General features: G+C 75.3%; 15 protein-coding genes. 5 read left to right on the forward strand and 10 right to left on the reverse strand.

What is annotated here, in order from left to right; translation table 11 throughout:
- The first annotated feature begins 5 nt into the window (after positions 1-5).
- Positions 6-977, forward strand: a complete 972-nt coding sequence (locus IE98_RS43390; protein ID WP_063749044.1) for an endonuclease/exonuclease/phosphatase family protein — start codon at positions 6-8, stop codon at positions 975-977.
- Between the two features lie 32 nt (positions 978-1,009).
- Here the strand turns inward: IE98_RS43390 and IE98_RS0131585 are convergent, their stop codons facing one another.
- The 4 genes from IE98_RS0131585 to IE98_RS0131600 form a co-directional block, all read right to left on the reverse strand.
- Positions 1,010-2,143, reverse strand: a complete 1,134-nt coding sequence (locus IE98_RS0131585) for a PP2C family protein-serine/threonine phosphatase (RefSeq protein ID WP_052391225.1) — start codon at positions 2,141-2,143, stop codon at positions 1,010-1,012.
- Positions 2,144-2,399: 256 nt separating this feature from the next.
- Positions 2,400-5,606: an ATP-dependent DNA helicase gene (locus IE98_RS0131590; RefSeq protein WP_030274923.1), complete on the reverse strand. Its 3,207-nt coding sequence runs from the start codon at positions 5,604-5,606 to the stop codon at positions 2,400-2,402.
- Positions 5,607-5,805: 199 nt separating this feature from the next.
- Positions 5,806-9,204 (reverse strand): ATP-dependent DNA helicase, encoded by a 3,399-nt coding sequence (locus IE98_RS0131595; protein WP_078661454.1) that lies wholly within the window; start codon positions 9,202-9,204, stop codon positions 5,806-5,808.
- A 41-nt stretch (positions 9,205-9,245) separates the two neighbouring features.
- On the reverse strand, positions 9,246-9,584 hold the full coding sequence (locus IE98_RS0131600) for an MGMT family protein (protein ID WP_030274927.1): 339 nt from the start codon (positions 9,582-9,584) through the stop codon (positions 9,246-9,248).
- 135 nt (positions 9,585-9,719) lie between these two features.
- On the opposite strand from IE98_RS0131600, the gene IE98_RS0131605 reads away from it, so the two are divergent.
- Positions 9,720-12,383, forward strand: a complete 2,664-nt coding sequence (locus tag IE98_RS0131605) for a lysylphosphatidylglycerol synthase transmembrane domain-containing protein (protein WP_052391227.1) — start codon at positions 9,720-9,722, stop codon at positions 12,381-12,383.
- 91 nt (positions 12,384-12,474) lie between these two features.
- On the opposite strand, the gene moeZ is transcribed toward IE98_RS0131605, so the two are convergent.
- From moeZ to IE98_RS0131630, 5 genes are all read right to left on the reverse strand, one after another.
- Positions 12,475-13,653 carry an adenylyltransferase/sulfurtransferase MoeZ gene (gene moeZ, locus IE98_RS0131610; RefSeq protein ID WP_030274930.1) on the reverse strand — a complete coding sequence of 393 codons (1,179 nt, stop codon included), beginning with the start codon at positions 13,651-13,653 and terminating at the stop codon, positions 12,475-12,477.
- 174 nt (positions 13,654-13,827) lie between these two features.
- Positions 13,828-14,766, reverse strand: a complete 939-nt coding sequence (locus IE98_RS0131615; RefSeq protein WP_030274932.1) for an NAD-dependent epimerase/dehydratase family protein — start codon at positions 14,764-14,766, stop codon at positions 13,828-13,830.
- Between the two features lie 86 nt (positions 14,767-14,852).
- Positions 14,853-15,824, reverse strand: coding sequence for a hypothetical protein (locus tag IE98_RS43395; protein WP_052391228.1), 972 nt, complete (start codon positions 15,822-15,824; stop codon positions 14,853-14,855).
- Positions 15,821-17,482, reverse strand: a complete 1,662-nt coding sequence (locus IE98_RS0131625; RefSeq protein WP_052391229.1) for a DUF3492 domain-containing protein — start codon at positions 17,480-17,482, stop codon at positions 15,821-15,823. The genes IE98_RS43395 and IE98_RS0131625 overlap by 4 nt, the downstream gene beginning before the upstream one ends.
- Positions 17,483-17,900: 418 nt before the next feature.
- Positions 17,901-18,812 (reverse strand): alpha/beta fold hydrolase, encoded by a 912-nt coding sequence (locus IE98_RS0131630; RefSeq protein ID WP_030274937.1) that lies wholly within the window; start codon positions 18,810-18,812, stop codon positions 17,901-17,903.
- Between the two features lie 206 nt (positions 18,813-19,018).
- On the opposite strand from IE98_RS0131630, the gene IE98_RS0131635 reads away from it, so the two are divergent.
- From IE98_RS0131635 to IE98_RS0131645, 3 genes are all read left to right on the forward strand, one after another.
- Positions 19,019-19,675, forward strand: coding sequence for a TetR/AcrR family transcriptional regulator (locus tag IE98_RS0131635; RefSeq protein ID WP_030274938.1), 657 nt, complete (start codon positions 19,019-19,021; stop codon positions 19,673-19,675).
- Between the two features lie 125 nt (positions 19,676-19,800).
- On the forward strand, positions 19,801-20,028 hold the full coding sequence (locus IE98_RS0131640) for a DUF3107 domain-containing protein (RefSeq protein WP_030274939.1): 228 nt from the start codon (positions 19,801-19,803) through the stop codon (positions 20,026-20,028).
- Positions 20,029-20,231: 203 nt separating this feature from the next.
- A complete protein-coding gene (locus IE98_RS0131645) occupies positions 20,232-20,522 on the forward strand; it encodes a hypothetical protein (RefSeq protein ID WP_030274940.1) in 291 nt (96 codons plus the stop codon).
- Between the two features lie 47 nt (positions 20,523-20,569).
- Here the strand turns inward: IE98_RS0131645 and IE98_RS0131650 are convergent, their stop codons facing one another.
- Positions 20,570-21,307 carry a ferritin-like fold-containing protein gene (locus tag IE98_RS0131650; protein WP_030274943.1) on the reverse strand — a complete coding sequence of 246 codons (738 nt, stop codon included), beginning with the start codon at positions 21,305-21,307 and terminating at the stop codon, positions 20,570-20,572.
- Positions 21,308-21,472: the final 165 nt, after the last annotated feature.

Genomic DNA, 21,472 nt, shown 5'->3' on the forward strand with positions numbered 1-21,472 from the left:
AGGGTGTGAGCCAGCTGCGCATCGCCACCTTCAACCTGCTCCACGGTCAGCCGCTCGCCGCCGACGGCACGCCGCTGCCCCTGCCGGCCGAGCCCGCCGCGCCGCTCGGCGACGCGATCGCCGACCTCGACGCGGACGTCCTCGCCCTGCAGGAGGTCGACCGCCACCAGGAGCGATCCGGCCTGGTCGACCAGGCCGCCGTCGCCGCCAAGGCGATGGGGGCCGCCGACTGGCGGTTCGCCGCCGCCCTGCACGGCCGGCCCGCGCCGCTGGCCGGCTGGCTGACCGACCCTGCGATGACCTCGCTGCAGGTCTACGGGCCCGCCGAGGTCGACACCGCCACCGGCCTGCCCTCCTACGGCACCGCCCTGCTGACCCGCCTTCCGGTCGCGCACTGGCGGGCCCGCCGGTTCGCCCCGGCGCCGTTCGGGCTGCCGCTGCGGGTCGCCGGACGCCGCGGGCTGACCCCCGTGCCGGACGAGCCGCGGGCCGCGCTGGCCGCCGTCCTGGAGGGCCGGCACGGGCCGTTCACCGTAGTCGCCGCGCACCTGTCGTTCGTGCCCGGCTGGAACGTCTCGCAACTGGCCGCGATCCGCCGCTGGATCGCCGACCTGCCCCGGCCCTACCTGGTGCTCGGCGACTTCAACCTGATCGGGGCCGTCCCGCGGACGGTGCTCGGCGGGGCCGCCGCACTGGACCGCAGCACCGCCCGGGAGCGGGTCCGGGAGGCCCGGGCCGCCCGCCGCACCCGGCTCGAACAGGACGGCGGCCGGCGGCGCCGGGTCCGCGAGCCCCGGCCCCGCCCGCAGGGCTGGTACGACCTGGCGCGCACCCCCACCTACCCCTCCCACAAGCCGGCCGTGCAGTTCGACCACGTCCTGGCCGTGGGCGTCCCCCGCACCGCCGTCGGCCCCGCCTCGGCCCCCCGCACCGCCGTCTCCGACCACCGCCCCCTCGTCGTCGAGGTCGACCTGTAGGGAAGCGACGCAGGAGGCGGATCCCAGGGGCGCTAGACCCGTCCCGAGCCCTTGGCGAGCATCGGGCGGCCGCCCTGGACGGGGAGGTGCGGGCCGACCGGCTCGTACTGGAGCAGGAGCATCGCGGCGTCGTCCCCGAGCTTGTGCCCGACGTGCCGCACCACGTCCTGGTGCACGTTCCGCAGCACCTCGACCGGACACCCGGTGGCGCAGTGCGGCAGCCGCTCGGTGAGCGGGTAGAAGGCGCCGCCGCCGTCCCGGGCCTCGATCACGCCGTCGGTGTAGAGCAGCACCCGGTCGCCGGGCCGCAGCGGCAGCCGCTGCACCGGCGGCCGGACGTCCGCCGGGTCGAGCACGCCGAGCGGCGGGACGGGCTCGGCGGGCTCCAGCAGCGCGACGCCCTCGCCGGCCCGCAGCAGGACGGGCGCCGGGTGACCGCAGTTGACCACCTCGGCGGTGCCGTCGGAGCGGATCCCGATCAGCACGAGGGTGACGAACTCCTCCTCGATGCCGGGGTGGTCGTTCTCGTGCAGCGCCCGGTCGAGGCTGACGGCGAGCCAGCCGGCCACCCGGTCCAGCGAGGCCTCCTGGTGGGCGGCCTCGCGGAAGGCGCCGAGCACCGCGGCGGCGGTCTCCACCGCGGCGAGGCCCTTGCCGCGGACGTCGCCGACCACCGCGCGCACCCCGTGCCGGGTGTTGACCACCTCGTAGAGGTCGCCGCCGATCGAGGCGTGCGCGTGCGCCGCGGCGTAGTGCACGGCCGCCCGGACGCTGCCGACCCGGTCCGGGACGGGCCGCAGCAGCACCCGGCGGGCGATCTCGGCCACCAGCTGGGCCTCGGCGAGGGCGAGCTCCTGACGGAGCCGCAGCGTGGTGGAGACCCAGCCGATGCCGGCGACCAGGGCGATCGCGAAGACGGTCGCGCTGTGCACCGACTCGCCGAGCACGTCGTTGTAGCCGGCCATCAGGAAGGCCGCCAGCTCGGTCAGCACGCCGATGAGCAGCGGGTACCAGGTGCGCCGGCTGACGACGGCGGCGAGCGCCGGGACGGCGGTGAGCGCGGGCTCGACCGTCACCTCGGTGTTGCTGAAGAAGTCCAGGGAGACCACCAGCGCCATGCCGATGAACGGCAGCGCCAGTGCGGTTCTCGGCCAGGTGCCCGTCACCGTGCCTGGGTCAGCCCCCGGGGCGGGCCCCGCGAGCCGGTCTCTGATCCATCCGGTCGCGCTCAACTCGGTCTCTCCAGCAGAAGGTGGCCGGTGCCAGGGACACCTGCGGTGATGACGGAGGGTCAGGGGGCTGTGGCCCCCGCATGCGGCCGGAGTACGGGGTTGACCGGTTACCGACCCCACAATAGGTGCGAAAAGTGCACAGTGCACAGATTTCGCACGATCCCGTGACGGCTTGAATGCTCTGCGTGACTCATTCTTCACTATTCCCGATCAGGAGCCTGGTCAACTCTTTTCGGTCAGGAAGTCCTGCGGGTCTGACGACCCGGCCGCTGCGGACGTACAGGAACGCCGCACTGACCTGCTCGGGCTCGACACCCGCCCGCTCGGCCCAGGCCAGCCGGTAGATGGCGAGCTGCAGCGGGTCCGCGGTCTCCTCGCGGTGGGTCTTCCAGTCCACCACCTCGTAGCGCCAGGGGTGCGGTGACCCTGAGCCACCGTCACGCTCCCGGTAGACCGCGTCGATCCGGCCGCGCACCACGCGTCCCGCCAGCAGCAGCTGGAACGGCGCCTCGATCCGGTACGGCACCCGGTCCGCGTACGGGCTGCGCAGGAACGCCTCCTTCAGCCGGGCGAGGTCGCGCTCGTCCTCGATGCCGTCCTCGTCGGCGCCGGGCAGCGCGTCCGGTTCCAGGAGCAGCAGTTCCTCCGTCTCGAAGCGGGACTGCACCCAGCTGTGGAAGCGCGTGCCGCGGCGGGCGGCCGGCTGCGGCGGGCGCGGCATCGGCCGGGCCAGGTCGCGGGCGAAGCCGTCGGGGTCGGCGGCCAGCCGCATCACCTGCGAGGCCGAGAGCGAGGCGGGCAGCGGCACGTCGCGCACGGAGCGCCGGGCCCGGGCCAACTCGCCGAGCAGCGCGTCCAGGTCGCGGTCCCAGGAGGCGACCAGCCGGGCGTCCTCCGGCGCCATCTCCTCCGGGTCGGCGGGCGGCGCCCCGGCGAGCCGGTGCCGGACGACCTCCGCCACCCGGCGGCGGGCCCGCTGGGCGGCGGCGTCCAGCGGCAGCGGCCAGGGGGTCTCCAGCGAGCGGGCCAGCGCCGGGTTCTCGGCCTCCGGCAGCGGCTCCTCCGCCCACGCCTCGACCTCGCCGTTGCCGGGCGGCGCGCAGTGCTCGCGCAGCTCGACGAGGAAGTCCGACGGGCCGCGCCGGCGCTTCTGGTTCGGCCCCCACCAGTGCCCCGAGGCGAGCAGCAGCTCCCGGGGGCGGGTGAAGGCGACATAGCCGAGCCGCAGCTCCTCGACCGCCGAGTGGTGGGCCATCTCCTTCTTGAACAGGCCCATGCCCTTGGCCGTCCACGGCGGGTCCCCGGGCAGCGTGTCGGCGTCGCCGCGCAGCGCGTGCGGCAGCACCCGGCGGGTGCTCGTCCAGCGCTCCCGGCCCTGGCCGGACGGGAACCCGCCCTTCACCAGGCCCGGCACCGCGACGACGTCCCACTCCAGGCCCTTGGACTTGTGCGCGGTCAGCACCTTCACGGTGTCCTCGCCACCGGGCAGTCCGGCGTCCAGCCCCCGCTCGTACTCCTGCGCCGCGCGCAGGAAGGCGAGGAAGGCGGAGAGCCCGGGGTCGCCGTCCAGGTCGGCGAAGCCGGCCGCGATGTCCAGGAAGCCGTGCAGCGTCTCCCGGCGGCGGGCCGCCAGGGCGTGCGGCGAGGCCGACAGCTCGACCTCCAGGCCGGTCACCGCGAGGACCCGGTGCAGCACGTCCATCAACGGCTCGGCCAGCGCCCGGCGCAGCTCCCGGACCTCCCGCGCCAGCCGGGCGAAGCGGACCCGGGCCTCCGGCGAGAACGGCAGCTCGTCGGGCTGCTCCGCCTCCAGGAAGGTCTCCAGGGCGTCGGCCAGCGACACCACCTCGGTCGGGTCGGTGCCAGCCACCGCCGCGGCCAGCGCATCGCCCTGCAGCCGCTCGGTGCGCACCAGGTCGGCGGCCCGGCGGCCGAGCAGCGCCAGGTCGCGGGGGCCGACCCGCCAGCGCGGGCCGATCAGCAGCCGCACCAGCGCGGCGTTCGCCGTCGGGTCCTGCAGCACCTCGCAGACCGCCACCAGGTCGGCCACCTCGGGCAGTTGGAGCAGACCGCCGAGGCCCACCACCTCGACCGGCACCTCCCGGGCGACCAGCGCCGCGTGCACGTCGGGGAAGGCCGCCCCGCCCCGGCAGAGCACCGCGATCCGGCCCGGCGCCGTCCCGGTGCGCACCAGGTGCGCGATCCGGTCGGCCAGCCAGTCGATCTCCTCGTCGTGCGTCGGCAGCAGCGCGCAGCGGACGAAGCCGTCCCCCTCCGCACCCGGGGCGGGGCGCAGCGCCTCGACGCCCTCGTGCATGGCCCGCAGGTCGGCCGCCAGGTGGTTGGCGAAGGCCAGCAGCCGGCCGCCGCTGCGGCGGTTCTCGCTCAGTGCGTAGCGGGCCGAGGCGGTGCCGTCCCGCCGCGGGAAGTGCACCGGGAAGTCGTCCAGGTTGGCCACCGAGGCGCCGCGCCAGCCGTAGATCGCCTGGCAGGGGTCGCCGACCGCGGTCACCGGGTGGCCGCTGTCGCCGCCGTCCGCGCCGAACAGGCCGGCCAGCATCAGCCGCTGCGCCACCGAGGTGTCCTGGTACTCGTCGAGCAGCACCACCCGGTACTGCTCGCGCAGCAGCCGGCCCACCTCCGGCCGCTCCTGCGCCAGCCGGGCCGAGGCGGCTATCTGGTCGCCGAAGTCCATCAGGCCGCCGGCCCGCTTGCGCCGCCGGTAGTCCTCCACCAGGTGCAGCAGCTCCTGGCGGGCCCGGGCGGCCTTCGGGACGGCCCGCAGGTCCTCGTTGGTCAGCTTCGCCGTCGCCAGGCCGTCGAGCAGCTCCTCGTCCCAGGCGCGCAGCCGCTCGGGCTGCACCAGGTGCTCGGCGAGTTCGGAGTCCAGCGCGATCAGGTCGGCGACCAGCGTCGAGAACGTGCCGGTGAGCGCCGGGAACGGGCCGCGGGCGGAGCGCAGCACCTTGGCCGCCAGCTGGAAGCGGGTCGCGTCCGCGAGCAGCCGGACGTCCGGCTCTATGCCCAGGCGCAGGCCGTGCTCCTTCAGCAGCCGGCCGGCGAAGGCGTGGTACGTCGAGATCTCCGGCTCGCCGAGGGACTCGGTGTCGTCCGGGTCGAGGACGCGGGCGCGGAGGAGGGCGGTGCGGACGCGCTCCGCGAGCTCGCCGGCGGCCTTGTTGGTGAAGGTCAGGCCGAGCACCTGCTCCGGCGCCACCGCGCCCGAGCCGACCAGCCAGACCACCCGGGCCGCCATCACCGTCGTCTTGCCGGAGCCGGCGCCGGCCACGATCACGGCGGGCTCCAGCGGGGCGCCGATGGCCTCCATCTGCTCGGCGTTGAACGGAATGCCGAGGAGTTCCTTCAACTGGCCGGGGTCGTCGAGCACGGAACGCACCCCCCAACGCTAACCGGCCCCGCGGACATCCCGTACCGGCGCTCGGGGATCAGCACCCCGGGGGCGCTGGGGGCACCTCCCGGCCGAAGGCCGGGGGGCGGACCTGCGCAATGCGGATGCGGGCCACCGTACGAACCGGGGGCGAGCCCAGATCGGTTCCGTCACTGACCCCGGACTGCGCAGTTCCCCGCGCCCCGGCTCAGTCGATCAGTTGGCGGCCGTCGCGTTGGGCGGAGCAGCTGCTGCGGAAGGTGCAGCGGCCGCAGCCGTCCCCCTGGGTGGGGACGAAGCGTTCGGCGAGGACGCGGCCGGCGGCGTCGGCGAGCAGGTTCTCGATCCAGGGTTCGCCGTCCGGCGGGGCCTGCTGCTGGACCTTGGGGGCCTCCTTGTCGGTCTTGCCGGGCTCGCGGAGGTGGACGAGTTCGGCCCCGCCGGAGGCGATCCCCTCGGGGAGGCCGGGGAGGCCGTCGAGGGCTCCGTTGCGGACGGCGAGCTGGTAGACGGCGAGCTGCTTGTGCTCGGGGAGGGACTTCTCGGTGGGGATCTGCCTGCCGGTCTTGAAGTCGACGACGTACGCCCGGCCGCCGGCGTCCTGCTCGATCCGGTCCATGGAGCCGCGGATGCGGACGGCGACGCCGCCGACGGTGAGGGTGAGGTCGAAGCCGTGCTCGGTGGCGACGGTGGTGCGGCCGCGTTCGAGGACGTGCCAGTGCAGGAAGCGTTCGAGGGCGGCGCGGGCCTCGGTCTTCTCCTGGTGGGACTTCCAGGGGGCGTCGAAGGCGAGGGCGTCCCAGACCGTGTCGAGTCGCTCCATGAGGACGGCGAGGTCGGCGGGGGTGCGGCCGGAGCCGACCTCGTCGGCGAGGGCGTGCAGGACGTTGCCGAAGCCCTGGGCGGCGCTGGCGGTGCCGGCGGCCCGGACGTCCTTGTCGAGGAACCACTGGAGGGCGCAGCTGTCCAGCTGTTCGAGTCCGCTGCCGGAGAGCCGGACGGGGGTGTCCGGGGAGCGCAGCGGCTCGGGGGCGGCGGTCTGGTCGTGCAGGCCCCACCAGCGGTCGGGGTGGGCGGCGGGGACGAGCGGGGCGCCGTCCTCGTCGGCCGCCTCGGCGAGCCGGGCGAGGCGTTCGGCGGCGGCGCGGCGCAGTGCGGGCGCGCGGGCCGGGTCGACGGTGACGGCGCGGAGTTCGGCGACCAGGGCGGCGACGGCGAGCGGCCGGCGCGGGCGGTGGGTGATGTCGGCGACGGTCACCTGCGGGGTGCGGGAGCGGACCTTGCCGGTGCGCGGGTCGAGCTCCTCGCGGTACAGCTCGCGCAGGAAGCGGGAGGGTTCGTCGCCGTCCTCGGCGGGGGCCTTGACGGCGGTGACGATCAGCCGGTCCTTGGCGCGGGTGGCGGCGGTGTAGAAGAGGCGCCGCTCCTCGCCGAGCAGGGCGGCCGGGGAGAGCGGTTCGGCGAGGCCGTCGCGGCCGATCCGGTCGGCCTCCAGCAGGGAGCCGCGGCGGCGGAGGTCGGGCCACAGGCCCTCCTGGACGCCGGCGACGACGACGAGCCGCCACTCCAGGCCCTTGGAGCGGTGGGCGGTCATCAGCCGGACGGCCTCGGGGCGGACGGTGCGGACGGTGAGGGTGTCGGCGGCGATGTCCTGGGCCTCCAGTTCGGCCAGGAACTCGGGGGCGCTGCGGTGGCCGGCGGCCTGGTCCTCGGCGCGGGCGGCGGTCTCGAAGAGCGCGCAGATCGCGTCGAGGTCGCGGTCGGCGTTGCGGGCGGCGGCGCCGCCGCGCAGGGCGGCCCGTTCCAGGCGTTCGCGCCAGCGGCGGCTGCCGTCCCAGAGCAGCCAGAGGGCCTCCTCGGCGCTGCCGCCGCCGGCGAGGAGTTCGCGGACCTTGCGCAGCAGGACACCGAGGTCGCGGGCGCGGCGGGCGGCGGCCGGCTCCATGGCGACGAGGCGCTCGGGTTCGGCGAGGGCCTCGCGGATCAGCTCCTCGGCGGGGCGGACGGCGGTCCGATCGCCGCTGTCGCGCAGGGCTACGCGTTCCTCCTCGCGCAGGGCCCGGCCGAGGCGGCGCAGGTCGGAGCCGTCGAGGCCGCCGAGCGGGCCGGTGAGCAGGGTGTGGGCGAGGTCGGGGATGAGCCGGTCGAGGGGTTCGGCGCAGGTGCGCAGGGCGAGCAGCAGCGGGGCGACGGCGGGTTCCTCGCGCAGCGGCAGGTCGTCGCCGTCGATCTCCAGCGGCACGCCGGCGGCGGACAGGGCGCGCCGGACGCCGGGGATGGAACGGGCGCCGGCGCGGACCAGGACGGCCATCTCGCCCCAGGGCACGCCGTCCTCCAGGTGGGCCCGGCGCAGCAGGTCGGCGATCGAGTCGAGTTCGGCGCCCGGGGTCGGGTAGGTGAACACCTCGACGCGGCCGCCCTCGCGGGAGGGCAGCAGGGCGCGGTGCTGGGCGAGCTTGTCGGCGGGCAGCCGGCCCATCGGCATCCGGCGGGCGAGTTCGCGGGTGGCGGCGAGCAGGACGGCGCCGGAGCGGCGGGAGGTCCGCAGCACCTTGACCTCGGCGGGCCGGCCGTCGGCCTGCCGGAAGGTCCCGGGGAAGTCGAGGATGCCGTTGATGTCGGCGCCGCGGAAGGCGTAGATCGACTGGTCGGGGTCACCGACGGCGACGAGGTCGCGGCCGCCGCCGGCGAGCCGGCGCAGCAGCCGGACCTGGGAGGGGTCGGTGTCCTGGTACTCGTCGACGAAGACCACGTCGTAGCGGGCGGCGAGCCGCGTCGCGGCCTCGGGGCGCTCGGCGAGCAGGACGGCGCGGTGCACCAGCTCGGCGTAGTCGAGGACGCCGCGCAGGTCGAGGACGTCGAGGTAGTCGGCGAGGAAGTGGGCGGCGGCCGCCCAGTCGGGGCGCTGGACGCCCTCGGCGAAGCGGGCCAGTTCGTCCTCGCCGAGGCCGAGCTCGCGGCTGCGGGCGAGGACGGCGCGGACCTCGTCGGCGAAGCCGCGGGTGGTGAGGCAGGCGCGCAGGTCGAGCGGCCAGGAGATCCGGCCGGTGCCGTCCCGGGCGTCCTCGGCGCCGCCGGCGAGCAGTTCGCGGACCATGACGTCCTGCTCGGGGCCGGAGAGCAGGCGCAGCGGTTCGGCGGCGTCCTCCTGTTCCTGGTGCTCGCGGAGCAGGGCGTAGCAGAAGGAGTGGAAGGTGGTGGCCTGCGGGGCGGCGCCGGCGGCGCCGATCCGGGCGGTCATCCGGTCGCGGAGCTCCATGGCGGCCTTGCGGCTGAAGGTCAGGACGAGGATGCGCTCGGGGTCGGTGCCGGCGGCGATCCGCCGGGCGACCGCCTCGACCAGGGTGGTGGTCTTGCCGGTGCCCGGCCCGGCGAGGACCAGCAGCGGCCCGCCGGCATGCTCGGCCACCGCGCGCTGGAACTCGTCCAGGGCGGGCGGGGCGGGCTGTGCGAGCGGGCTGCGCACCAGGCGGAAGGGGGAGGTCACTGGCGTCCAGGCGGTCGTGCGGCGGAGCTTCGGTTCTGCGGCCGGTCGGGCGGGCGTCGGGCCGGCGGGGCTGTCGGGGACGGGGGCGGCCCCACCGAGCCTACGATCCTGCACCGACATGCCCCGCCCGCGCACCCGGTTCGGCGGATCCGGCGGGCGGGTCAGCCGCCGTCCCAGCGCGCCCGCCGCAGGTCGACCCGGGGTTCGCCGCCGACCTCGCGCAGCGGGGTGCCCTCGGCCCGGTACTCGGGCAGGGCGCGGTGCTCGTGGCCGGGCAGCGGCCGGCCGTCGGCGCGGATCACCCGCCACCAGGGCACTCCGCCGCCGTACAGTGACATGACCCGGCCCACTTGGCGCGGGCCGCCCTGACCGAGGTACTCGGCGACGTCCCCGTACGTCATGACCCGGCCGGGCGGGATGCGCTCCGTGAGGTCGAGCACGGCCTCGGCGAAGGGCGGCAGCGCTCCGTCGTCGGAATCGGTGTCGTACTGCTGCGGCATTTCTCCCCATCCGGTCGATTCCTGGGCCCCGTGCGGGCGATCCGCCGCGCCCGATCAGGCCCCTGTCCCACACGAGGAGCCGCGGCATGGCAGCATCTTCGGGGCAGAGCGTGGGTGATACGAGGACAAGACCAGATGACCGGGACGGCAGACGTGAACGTGGACAAGGGCTCCGACGAGTCCGCCACCGACCGGTCTGCGGGGCCCGAACCCGAACCGCCGACAGTCTCGCCGCAGCGGCAGGCGCCGGGCAAGGACGGGCACGACGACGCGCAGGACGGTCGCGGGACGGCGGGTGGACCGCCCGCGCCCGAGGAGCCGCCCGGTGAGCACCTGGCCGTCGACGAGCCGCTGCTCGCCGCCCGCGCCCACCGGCCGTCGGATCTGCTGCGCTTCCTGGCGGGCGTGCTCGGCATCATCGCCGTCTTCGTGCTCGCCCAGGTCGCCGTGTCGACCACCACCGGCATCGAGACGGACATCTCGTCCAACGCCGACAAGGTGCCCGGCATGCTGTCGACCATCGCGGCGCTGGGCTCCAGCGTGGCGGTGCTCGCGGTGCCGCTGGCCTTCGCGGTCGAGCGGCTGATCAAGCGGGACGGCCTGCGGGTCGCCGACGGCGTGCTCGCCTCGGTGCTGGCCTACGGCGTCTCCCTGGGCATCGACTGGTGGGTCGCGGCGGGCGCCCCGCAGGCGATCCGGGACGCCCTGACCCAGGTGCCGCCCGGCAACACCGAGACGCTCACCGACCCGGTGCACGGCTACCTCGCACCGGTGATCGCCTACATGACGGCCGTCGGCATGTCGAGCCGCCCGCGCTGGCGGGTGGCGCTGTGGGTGGTGGTCGTCCTCAGCGGCGCCACCGAGCTGATCAGCGGCTACACCACACCGCTGTCGCTGCTGCTCACCGTGCTCATCGGCTGGTCGGTGGCGTACGGCACGCTGTACGCGATCGGCTCGCCGAACATCCGGCCGACCGGCAAGCACCTGATGATCGGCCTGCGCAAGGTCGGCTTCACCCCGTCCGGCGCGCACCGCGCCCCCGACGCCCCGGGCGAGACCCGCCGCTACCTGGTCACCCAGTACGAGGGCCCGCTGCTGGACGTCCACATCATCGACCGCGAGCAGCAGGCCTCCGGCTTCTTCTACCGGGCGTGGCGGCGGATAAGGCTCCGCTCGGTGGCGGTCCGCCGCAGTCCGCAGTCGCTGCGCCAGGCGCTGGAGCAGGAGGCGCTGATCGCCTACGCGGCCGCCGCCTCCGGTGCCCGCGCCCCGCAGCTGGTGGCCACCTCCGAGCTCGGCCCGGACGCCGCGATCCTGGTCTACGAGAACGTGGCCGGCCGCATCCTGGACGAGCTCCCCGACGACGAGATCCCCGACGACCTGATGGCCTCGCTCTGGGAGTCGGTCGCCTCCCTGCACGAGCGCCGGATCGCGCACCGCCGCCTCACCGGCGAGTCCCTGCTGGTCGTCGACGAGAAGACCGGCTGCCTGGTGAACCTCTCCGGCGGCGACATCGCGGCCGGCGACCTGACGCTGCGCATCGACATCGCCCAGCTGCTCACCACCTTCGCGCTGCGGGTCGGCCCGGAGCGCTCGGTGGACGTCGCCAACCGGGTGCTCGGCGCGGACCGGGTCGCCTCCGCGCTGCCGCTGTTGCAGCCGGTCGGCCTCAGCCGCTCCACCCGGATCGACCTGCAGCGGATGACCAAGGAGCGCAAGGCCGCCGCGCAGGCGCTCGCCCTGGAGCAGGTGGCGGCCGGCGAGCGCACCCAGGAGCAGGCCGAGGAGGACATCGCGGCGGCCGGCGAGGACCTGCTGAGCCGGATCCGCCGGCAGATCCTGCAGATCGCCCCGGAGGCCCCGCTCGCCCCGGCCAAGCTGGAACGGCTCAAGCCGAAGACCCTGATCATGGTCATCGCGCTGACCTTCGCCGCCTACCTGGCGCTGACCACGATCCAGCCGGGCCAGCTCAAGCTCTCCCAGATGGACTGGGGCTGGGCCGCCCTCGCGCTGGCCGCGGCGGCCGCGACCTACGGCGCCGCGGCGATGAGCCTCACCGGCTTCGTCCCGGAGAAGCTGCCCTTCGGCCGGACGGTCGCCGCCCAGCTCGCCGGCTCCTTCGTGAAGCTGGTCGCGCCGGCCGCGATCGGCGGCATCGCGCTCAACACCCGCTACCTGCAGAAGGCCGGCATCCGCTCCGGCCAGGCGGTCGCCAGCGTCGGCGCCTCGCAGCTGGCCGGCCTCGGCGGGCACCTGCTGCTGCTGTTCAGCTTCGGCCTGATCACCGGGACGCAGAAGAACGGCGACCTCGGTGCCTCCCGCGCGGTGATCATCGGCGTGCTGTCGGCCGCGGTGCTGGCCCTGGTCGTGGCGGCCGTGGCGCCGCTGCGCCGCTTCGTGGTGACCCGGGTCCGCTCGCTGTTCTTCGGCGTCGTCCCGCGGATGCTCGACCTGATGCAGACGCCGAGCAAGCTCGTCACCGGCTTCGGCGGCATCCTGCTGCTGACCCTGTCGTTCACCGCCTGCCTGTACGCCTCGGTGCGGGCCTTCGGCGGCGAGATGAGCTACTCGGCGGTGGCCGTGGTCTTCCTGACCGCGAACGCGGCCGGGTCGGCGATCCCCACCCCGGGCGGCATCGGCCCGGTCGAGATCGCCCTGATCGGTGCGCTGACGGTCGGCAACGTGCCGCCGTCCGCGGCCACCCCGGCGGTCTTCCTCTACCGCCTGCTGACCTTCTGGCTGCCGGTGCTGCCCGGCTGGATCTCGTACAACGTGCTGCAGCGCAGGGGCGCGCTCTAGCTCCTGCGCACGGCCTCCTGTGCACGGCCCCGCACGTGCGGAAGGGCCCGCCCGGTGTGCTGCCGGGCGGGCCCTTCCGTCGGTCCGGAGACTAGTAGACCGGCTTCTCGGGCTCGATCTGGTTGACCCAGCCGATCACGCCGCCGCCCAGGTGGACGGCGTCGGAGAAGCCCGCCGACTTGAGGACGGCCAGCACCTCGGCCGAGCGGACGCCCGTCTTGCAGTGCAGCACGATCTTCTTGTCCTGCGGCATCCGCTCCAGCGCGGTGCCCATCAGGAACTCGCCCTTGGGGATCAGCGTCGCGCCGGGGATGTTGACGATCTCGTACTCGTTCGGCTCGCGGACGTCGACCAGGAAGATGTTCTCCTCGTCGTCCAGCCACTCCTTGAGCTGCTTCGAGGTGATGGTGGAGCCCGCGGCCGCGGCCTGGGCCTCCTCCGACACGACGCCGCAGAAGGCCTCGTAGTCGATCAGCTCGGTGACGGTCGGCTCGTCGCCGCAGAGCGCGCAGTTCGGGTCCTTGCGGACCTTCACCGAGCGGTACTGCATCTCCAGGGCGTCGTAGATCATCAGGCGGCCGACCAGCGGCTCGCCGACACCGGCGAGCAGCTTGATGGCCTCGGTGACCTGGATCGAGCCGATCGAGGCGCACAGCACGCCCAGCACGCCGCCCTCGGCGCAGGAGGGGACCATGCCCGGCGGCGGGGCCTCCGGGTACAGGCAGCGGTAGCAGGGGCCGTGCTCGGCCCAGAACACGCTGGCCTGGCCGTCGAAGCGGTAGATCGAACCCCAGACGTACGGCTTGCCGAGCAGCACCGCGGCGTCGTTCACCAGGTAGCGGGTGGCGAAGTTGTCGGTGCCGTCCACGATCAGGTCGTAGCCGGAGAAGATCTCCATGACGTTGGAGTTGTCGAGCCGGTCCTCGTGCAGGATCACGTCGACGTAGGGGTTGATCTCCTTGACCGAGTCGCGGGCGGACTCGGCCTTGGAGCGGCCCACGTCGGACTGGCCGTGGATGATCTGGCGCTGCAGGTTCGACTCGTCCACCGTGTCGAACTCGACGATGCCGAGGGTGCCGACACCCGCCGCGGCCAGGTACATCAGGGCGGGCGAACCGAGGCCGCCCGCGCCGACGCAGAGCACCTTCGCGTTCTTCAGCCGCTTCTGCCCGTCCATGCCCACGTCGGGGATGATCAGGTGGCGGGAGTACCGGCGGACCTCGTCGACGGTGAGCTCGGCGGCCGGCTCGACCAGGGGTGGCAGCGACACGGGGACTCCGATGGTCGTCAGTTCGTAGGGCTTTGCTGTGCCAACAGTGTCACGTGCCACTGCTATTCCGAGACAGCAGGTCCGTCATGTGAGATGGCCGACACCGGATGCCGAGACTGCCGCCCTTCCCCGCGATGCCGCTGGTCACACGGCATCCGGCGGTCCGCGGGCGGTTCAGACCCGACAGGCCGTTTCCAGCCAGACGTCGCCCAGGGACTCCTCCAGCGGCACCTGCGTCCGCCATCCGAGACGGTCGCGCGCGGTCCGGACGTCCGCCTGGCGCCACGGCACCGGCTCCGGCAGCGGCCGCGGCTCGCCCGCCCGGTGGTGCTCCCCGCCCTGGCTCGGCACCAGCGCCGGACGGCCGTCCTCGGCCACGATCCCCTCGAAACCCGAGGCCCGGACGAGCAGGTGCGCCGCGTCCCGGGCCCGCACCGCGTGCCCGCTGCCGATGTTGATCACGCCGGTGGCGGCCGAGACCGCGGCCGCCTGGACGGCCCGGGCGACGTCCCGGACGTCGACGAAATCCCGGTATCCGGACAGGTCCGGCATCCGCACCTGCAGCTCGTCGTGGACGAGCGCCCGCCGCAGGCCGTCCGCCAGCCGCCCGAACAGCGAGGCCGGCGGGGCGCCCGGGCCCACCACGTCGAAGACCCGCAGCACCGCGGCGTCCAGCCCGGAGGCCAGCACCAGCTCGGTGCCGGCCAGCTTGGACACCCCGTACGGCCCGACCGGCCGGGGCTCGGTGCCCTCGCCGATCGGCGCGCCCGGCTGCATGGGCCCGTACTCGGCGGCGGAGCCGATGTGCACCAGTCGGGCGGGCTCGCGGCTGCGCCGGATCGCCTCGCAGACGGTGGCCACCGCCAGCGTGTTGGAACGGATCAGCGTCCGTGAGCTGCCGTAGGTGGCACCCGCGCAGTTGATCACCACCTGGGGGGCGACCGCGTCCAGGAACCGGGACAGCGCGCCGGGGCTGCCCGCGGTCAGGTCGAAGCGGATGTCGGCCGAGTCCCGCCGGCCGAGCACGGTGACCTGCAGGTCGGGCTCGGTGAGCAGGCGGTCGGCGACCCGGCGGCCGATGAAGCCGTCGGCGCCCAGCAGCAGCACCCTCATCGGGGGGTGTCCTTCCACGAGGCCCGGCCGCACAGGGCCGGGCGGGACTACGGAATGCGTACGGATTGCGTGCGGGAGGGGCCCGGTCAGTCCTCCGGCGGCCCGCCCGAGGACTCCGGACTGCCGGTCCGCGGATCGGCGAGGACCAGCCAGGTGTACGGCGCCAGCAGCGCCACGGCCGCGGCGCACAGCACCAGGTGCGGTGCCGGCCCGGTGGCCGACAGCAGCGCCAGCACGGCGCCGACCGCGGCCGGGGCGGCCACCGCCGCGATGGTGCGGCCGCTGCGCAGCAGCACCGCGGCGAGCAGCAGCAGCACCGCGATCAGGGCCTGCACCGGCCCGGCCGCGGCCGGTGCGTCCGCGGCGAGCGGCAGCACGGCGGCGGCCGCGCCGGCGACGGCGAACTGGGCGGCGGCGGCCACCGGCAGCAGCGGCCGCATCCGGGCCCGGTACTCGGCCAGCGTCGGCGCGGAGGCGAGGTGCCGGCGGGCCGCGTCGCGCAGCCGCCGGGAGGCGAGGTCGGCGGCGCCGGCGGCCAGGGCGAGCACGGCGGCCGGGCCGAGGCCGCCGGCCGCGGCGGGCGCCATCAGCAGCCCGGCGCCGAGGCCGTAGCCGGCCCGGGCCGCCGGACCGGCGGACGGCGCGGCCAGGGTCAGCCAGCCGACCGCGAGCAGCGCCGCGGGGACGGCCGCGACCGGGCCGACGACCTGGGACAGCCAGGGCACCGCGGCCAGCATCCCGGCGGCCGGCAGGTGCAGCGCGGCGGTGCCGAGCGCGCGGGCGGCGTCCGGCGCCCAGGGCGCGGCGGGCGGCGCCGGGGCGGGCGGCTCGGGCCGGCGCTCCACCCGGGCGTACATCTCCTCGGCGAGCGCGAAGACGTCGGCGTGCCGGTAGCGGGCCGCGGCGGCGTCGGAGAGTCCGGCGTCCTCCAGGCCGGCGGCGATGTCCAGCGGGTCGACGGCCTGTTCGCAGAGCCGGCGGTGGTCCGCCATCAGGGCCCGGACGGGGTCGCCGGGGCGGGTGTCGGGGGGCGCCGGGGGGCGGCCCGGGCGGCTCATCGGCTCGCCTCCGCGAGCGCACCGGGTTCGGCCCGGCCGGCGTCCGGGGCGGGACCGTCCGGCGCGGGACCGTCGGGCGCGGCGCCGTCCCGGGCGCCGGAAGGACCGCCCTCCGGCGCCGCCGGGGTCTCACGGCGGGTCTGCGGGGCAGGAACCGGCGCACCGGCGACCCAGTACTCGGCGGGACGGGCGAAGGGCCGCATCCGCTCGGCAGCGGCCGGGAAGGCCGGCCAGCGGGAGACCAGCTCCAGGTAGATCTCGCGGAAGGCCGCGGCCTCCGGCTCCAGGGCGAAGCGCTCCTGGGCGCGCAGTCGGCCCGCGAGACCGAGCCGGGCGCGCCGCTCCTCGTCGGTGAGCAGCGCGAGGCAGGCGTCGGCGAGGGCCCGCGGGCTGCGCGGCGGCACGACCAGGCCGGCCGGGCCGAGCACCTCGGGGACGATGCCGACCTCGGTGGCGATCACCGCGCGGCCGCTGAGCATGGCGTCGGCGAGCAGCCGGGGGCTGCGCTGGGAGAGGGCGGTGAAGACGAGGGCGCTGCCGGCCGCCCAGGCGTCGGCGGTGGCGGGCGGACGGCCGGCGAAGTCGACCGCCGCGCCGATGCCGAGCCGCCGGGCGATCGCGCGGCAGTGCGCCAGGTAGCCGGGGGCGGCCTCCTCGCCGTACATCCGCAGCCGGGCGGCGGGCAGTTCGGCGCGGACGCGGGCGAAGGCGTGCAGCATCAACTCCGGGTCGCGGCCGGGCTCCAGGGCGCCCGCCCAGACCAGGGTGGGGCGTTCGGGCTCGGCGCCGGCGGGCTCGCGCCCGGCCTCGGGGGTCGACTCGTGGACGACCCGGACGCGCTCGGGGTCGGCGCCGCAGCGTTCCTGCCAGCGCCGGTCGTAGCCGCTGCCCGGGGTGAGCACGGCGGCCTGCCGGTAGGTCTCGGCGGTGAGCTGCCGGAAGAAGGCCAGCAGCAGGGCGCGCACCGGCCAGCGGTACGGGGCGGTGCGGTAGCCGCGGTACTGCTCGCGCAGGTGCAGCCCGTGCTCGGTGAGCACGAAGGGCACGCCGTGCAGGTGCTTGGCGATCAGGGCGGGCAGCACCGCGGGGCCGCCGCCGGCGACGTGGCAGAGGTCGGCGGAGCCGAGGCCGTTCGGCCCGGTGCCGTACCAGGGGGCGGAGAGCGGGCGGAGCAGTTGCTCCAGCAGGTCGCCGGCGACCAGGACGTCCCGGACGAGCGGCTGGCCGGCGGCGGTCTCGGCGCCGGGGGCCCGCCAGACCCGCTCCAGGGTGCGGTGGGCCTGGCCGGAGCCGAGGAAGGCGGGCAGGGCGCCGTCCTCGCGGGCGAGTTCGGCGAGGCGGTGGAGCGCCGGGGCGAAGCGGGCCCGCTCGGCGGGGTGGACCAGGGACCGGACGAGGTCCTCGTACGCAGTGGAGTAGGCGCGGCGCCGGTGCGCGGCGGGCCGTCTGCCCGCCGGGCGGCGGCCCCATATCGGCAGCTCGTGGACGGCGAGCAGGCCGCGCGGGGGCGCGCCGGCGAAGTCGGCACCGCCCCCGGAGCCGAGCAGGTAGAGCTGGAACTCGTGCTCGGCCAGCGCGCCGGCGAGTCGGCCGCACCAGCCCCCTCCCGTGCGCTGGGCGACGGAGAGGTTGCCCTCGGTGAGCAGAGCGATGCGCACGACGACCTCCGGAACGGTGCGATGGACCTGGATTCGACGACGACGAGACAGGGAGCCTGATCACCCGGTGACGGCAATGCTCGGAAAGTCTGCGGCGGCACCCCCGGCCCGCCGTGCGGTCGGCGCGGGCCTCTCCGGGCCCGGTGCCGGCCGCCTCTCCCCCACACCTGTTCGGTCCGACAGCACGAAGGTAGAGCGGATCGCCGACAACTCCGGGAGCGCCGGCAGGCATGCCACCTGATTGAGTGAAATGCCGTGACCTGTCGCCGCCCGGCGCGTTGTGCGGGGCGTTCGAGGGCGTCGCGCGCGCCCGCGCGCAACCTCCCGGCCGACCGCTCGCCGGTCCGGTCCGGCGAGCTGCGGCGGGGCACGACGGGGTACGGCGGGGTCGTCGCCGTCGTCGTCCGGTCCGGGCCCGTCAGGCCTCGGCGAGCAGCTCCCGGACGGCCCGGGCGACCTGCTGCGGGTGCTCCATCATCGCGACGTGCCCGGAGTCGGGCAGCACCAGCAGGCGCGCGTCGGGGAAGGCCTCGCAGGCCCGCTTCGCGGACCGGTACGAGACCAGCTTGTCCTTCAGGCCGTACACCAGCAGCACCGGCGCCTTGACGTGCGCGGCCTGCCGCCAGAGCGCCTGCTCGCCGCGTTCGGTGTAGGCGGCGACGATGCCGCGGGCCGAGCCGATGCTGGCCTGCAGCGCGTACGGCAGGCCGAGGCGGCGCCGGTACTCGGCGATCGCGCGCTCCCGGCGGTCGGCGGGGATGCCGTCGACGTCGGCGTAGACCAGGCGCAGCAGCTCGTCGGTGGCCTGCTCGGCGTTCCTGCCGTGGGTGGCGGCACGGCGGCGCAGCAGGGCGGGCACGCCGGGGACGGCGAGCGCCGCCGTCGGCCAGGCGCTGACCTGCGGGGGCAGCTCGGGCAGCGCCGGGGAGATCAGGGTGAGGCTGCGCACCAGGTCGGGACGGAGGGCGGCGAGCCGGACGGAGACGGCGCCGCCCAGCGAGTTGCCGAACAGGTGCACGGGCCCGCGGGCGGTCTTCTCCAGGTAGCCGATCACCGCGCGGACGTGGCCGCTGATGGTGAGGTTGCCGTCCTGCGGCGGCGCGGACCAGCCGAAGCCGGGCAGGTCGATCGCCTCGCCGGAGACCTCGTCGGCGAGCTCCGTCATGAGGTCCGACCAGTTGTCGGCGGAGCCGCCGAGGCCGTGCACGAAGAGCGCGGGCGGCAGGCCGTCCGCCGCGGGGACGCCCGGTCCGACGGCGAGCACCGCGCCCGGCACCTCGACCGTGCGGTGGGGCCCGGGCTCGCTCTGCACCTGCTGATCAGCGCTCATGGAGGACGATCGTAGTGAGCGCGGGGGCCGTTTCCCCAGCACCCCGGCCCGTCTCACCCTGTGGACGGGGCGCACGCGGGTCGTATTGTGGGCTCCCGACAAGCCGATTTCTGCGCTTTACTCGGCTTTCCCAGGCGCGCATCCGGTTACCGAAAAGTAGACTCGGGGCCTGCCGGAGACGCCCAGATCGTGAAGTGAGGACCGCCGTGACGGCCATCCAGGAGGCGCAGGAGCGTCCGCGCGGTGCCCGACTGCCGCGTAGCGCCCGCCGTGAACAGCTGCTCGGAGCCGCCCAGGAGGTGTTCGTCGCGCAGGGCTACCACGCCGCCGCGATGGACGACATCGCCGACCGGGCCGGCGTCAGCAAGCCGGTGCTGTACCAGCACTTCCCCGGCAAGCTGGAGCTCTACCTCGCGCTGCTGGACAAGCACTGCGACGCGCTCGTCGACGCCACCCGCGAGGCGCTCGGGGCGACCACCGACAACAAGCAGCGCGTCGCGGCCACGATGGAGGCGTACTTCCACTACGTCTCCAGCGAGTCGGGCGCGTTCCGGCTGGTCTTCGAGTCGGACCTGACCAACGAGCCGGCCGTCCGCGAGCGGGTGGAGCGCGCCTCCGACCTGAGCGCGACGCTGGTCAGCAAGGTCATCGCGGAGGACACCGACCTGCCGGAGGCCGAGGCCAAGCTGCTGGCCGCGGGCGTCTGCGGGCTGGCCCAGATCACCGCGCGCTACTGGCTGTCGCAGGGCCGCGAGATCCCGCGCGACGAGGCCGTGCGACTGGTCGCCAGCCTGGCCTGGCGCGGCCTGAAGGGCTTCCCGATGCACTCCGAGACGGGCGACCGCCCGGCGTCCGCCGAGTAGCGATCCCGCGAGCTTCGCCGTACTGCCCGGCCGGTGCTCTAAGGTGAAGCCGTACGGCGCGGCGATCTCGGACGCATGTTCGAAACAACGCGCGTGGATGGCTGCAACCCGGAGGGACGGAAGCCGTGGAGGTCAAGATCGGCGTGCAGAACGCGCCCCGAGAGATCGTTCTCGAGAGCCCGCAGACTGCCGACGAGGTCGAGGGCGCCATCGCCAAGGCTCTGGAGGGCACCTCCAAGCTGCTTGTGCTGGCCGACGAGCACGGCCGCCGCGTGATCGTCCCGGCCGAGCGCCTGGCGTACGTGGAGATCGGCGAGCCCAGCATCCGCAAGGTCGGCTTCGGCACGCTCTGAGCCGGGCGCACCGCCCGCAGGGTCCCGAGCGCCCCGTCCTCCTCGTGAGGGCGGGGCGCTCCGGCGTTCCCGGCCGGGTCCGGGCTCCGGGGCGACCGCACCCGCGGCCGAGCGGGGGAGATCCGCCGCCGGGCGCGTACGCACCGGCAGCCCCGGGTATGGGCCGGGTCAGGCACACGCCGTACGACCCCGGGAGGCCGCCCGTGCTGGTGGAGACGATCGCCTACGCGCTCATCGGCCTGGCCGTGGGGACGGGCGTGCTGGTCCTGCTGCCCGAGTACTTCCCTGCGGCCCGCACCATGACGGTCTCCACCGCCGTGGTCGCGGCCCTGCTCGCCGGGCTGATCGCCCGCTACGCGCTGGACGAGCGGGCGCCCGGCGCCTCGCTGGCGCTCAGCGCGGTCTGCTCGGCGCTGCTGGTCTCCGTCCTGGCCCGTCCCGACCTGGTCGACCGGACCGGCCGACGGCGCACCGGCCGGCACCGCCCGGCCTGAAGGCGCCGCCGGACGCCCGACGGCCCGCCCCACCGGGACGCGGCGCCCTAGGACGCCAGGCCGAGGGCCGCCATCCGCCGGGTGTGGGCCTCGGTGATCCGGGTGAACATCTTGCCGACCTCGACCAGGTCGAAGCCCTCCACGCCGGACCCGCCGACCAGCAGGTTGGACAGCGCGTCGCGCTCCGCCACCACCCGCTGGGCCTGGCTGAGCGCCTCGCCCATCAGCCGGCGGCCCCACAGCGCGAGGCGCCCGCCGACCCGCGGCTCCTCCTCGATGGCCTGCCGCACCCGCTCCACCGCGAACTCGGCGTGCCCGGTGTCGGACATCACCTTCAGCACCAGGTCCCGGGTGTCGTCGTCCAGCCGGACGGCCACCTCGCGGTAGAAGTCGGTGGCGATCGCGTCGCCGACGTACGCCTTGACCAGGCCCTCCAGCCAGTCGGACGGCGCGGTCAGCCGGTGGAAGGCCTCCAGCGGCTCGACGAACGGGGTCATCACCTCGGTCGGGTCCGCCCCGACCTCGGCCAGCCGGTCGTGCAGCTGCTGGTAGTGCTGGAACTCGGCGGACGCCATCCGGGCCAGCGCGGCCTTGTCGACCAGCCCGGGCGCGAACTTGGCGTCCTCCGCGAGCCGTTCGAACGCGCTCAGCTCGCCGTACGCCAGCGCGCCGAGCAGGTCGAGCACCGCGGCCCGGTAGCCCGGGTCCGCCGAGCAGGCCGCCCAGTCGCCGATCGAGGTGGTCGCGCCGATCGGGGTGACATCGCCAGATTCCTGAGACTCCATGGCTCGCCACCCTAGCCGGGCCGGTCGGGAACGGAGTAAGGCGCGTCACGTGTTCGAGTCGTCGCGCCCCTGTATGGTGGTAGTGAGGCCTGGTGTGATCGCGCGGCCCGCCACAGGTGGCAGGCCGCGCAGACGTGCACAGCACCGACACGCACCCGGCACTCA

It is taken from the genome of Streptomyces sp. NRRL B-24484, from assembly GCF_000717715.1.
GTDB lineage: Bacteria > Actinomycetota > Actinomycetes > Streptomycetales > Streptomycetaceae > Kitasatospora.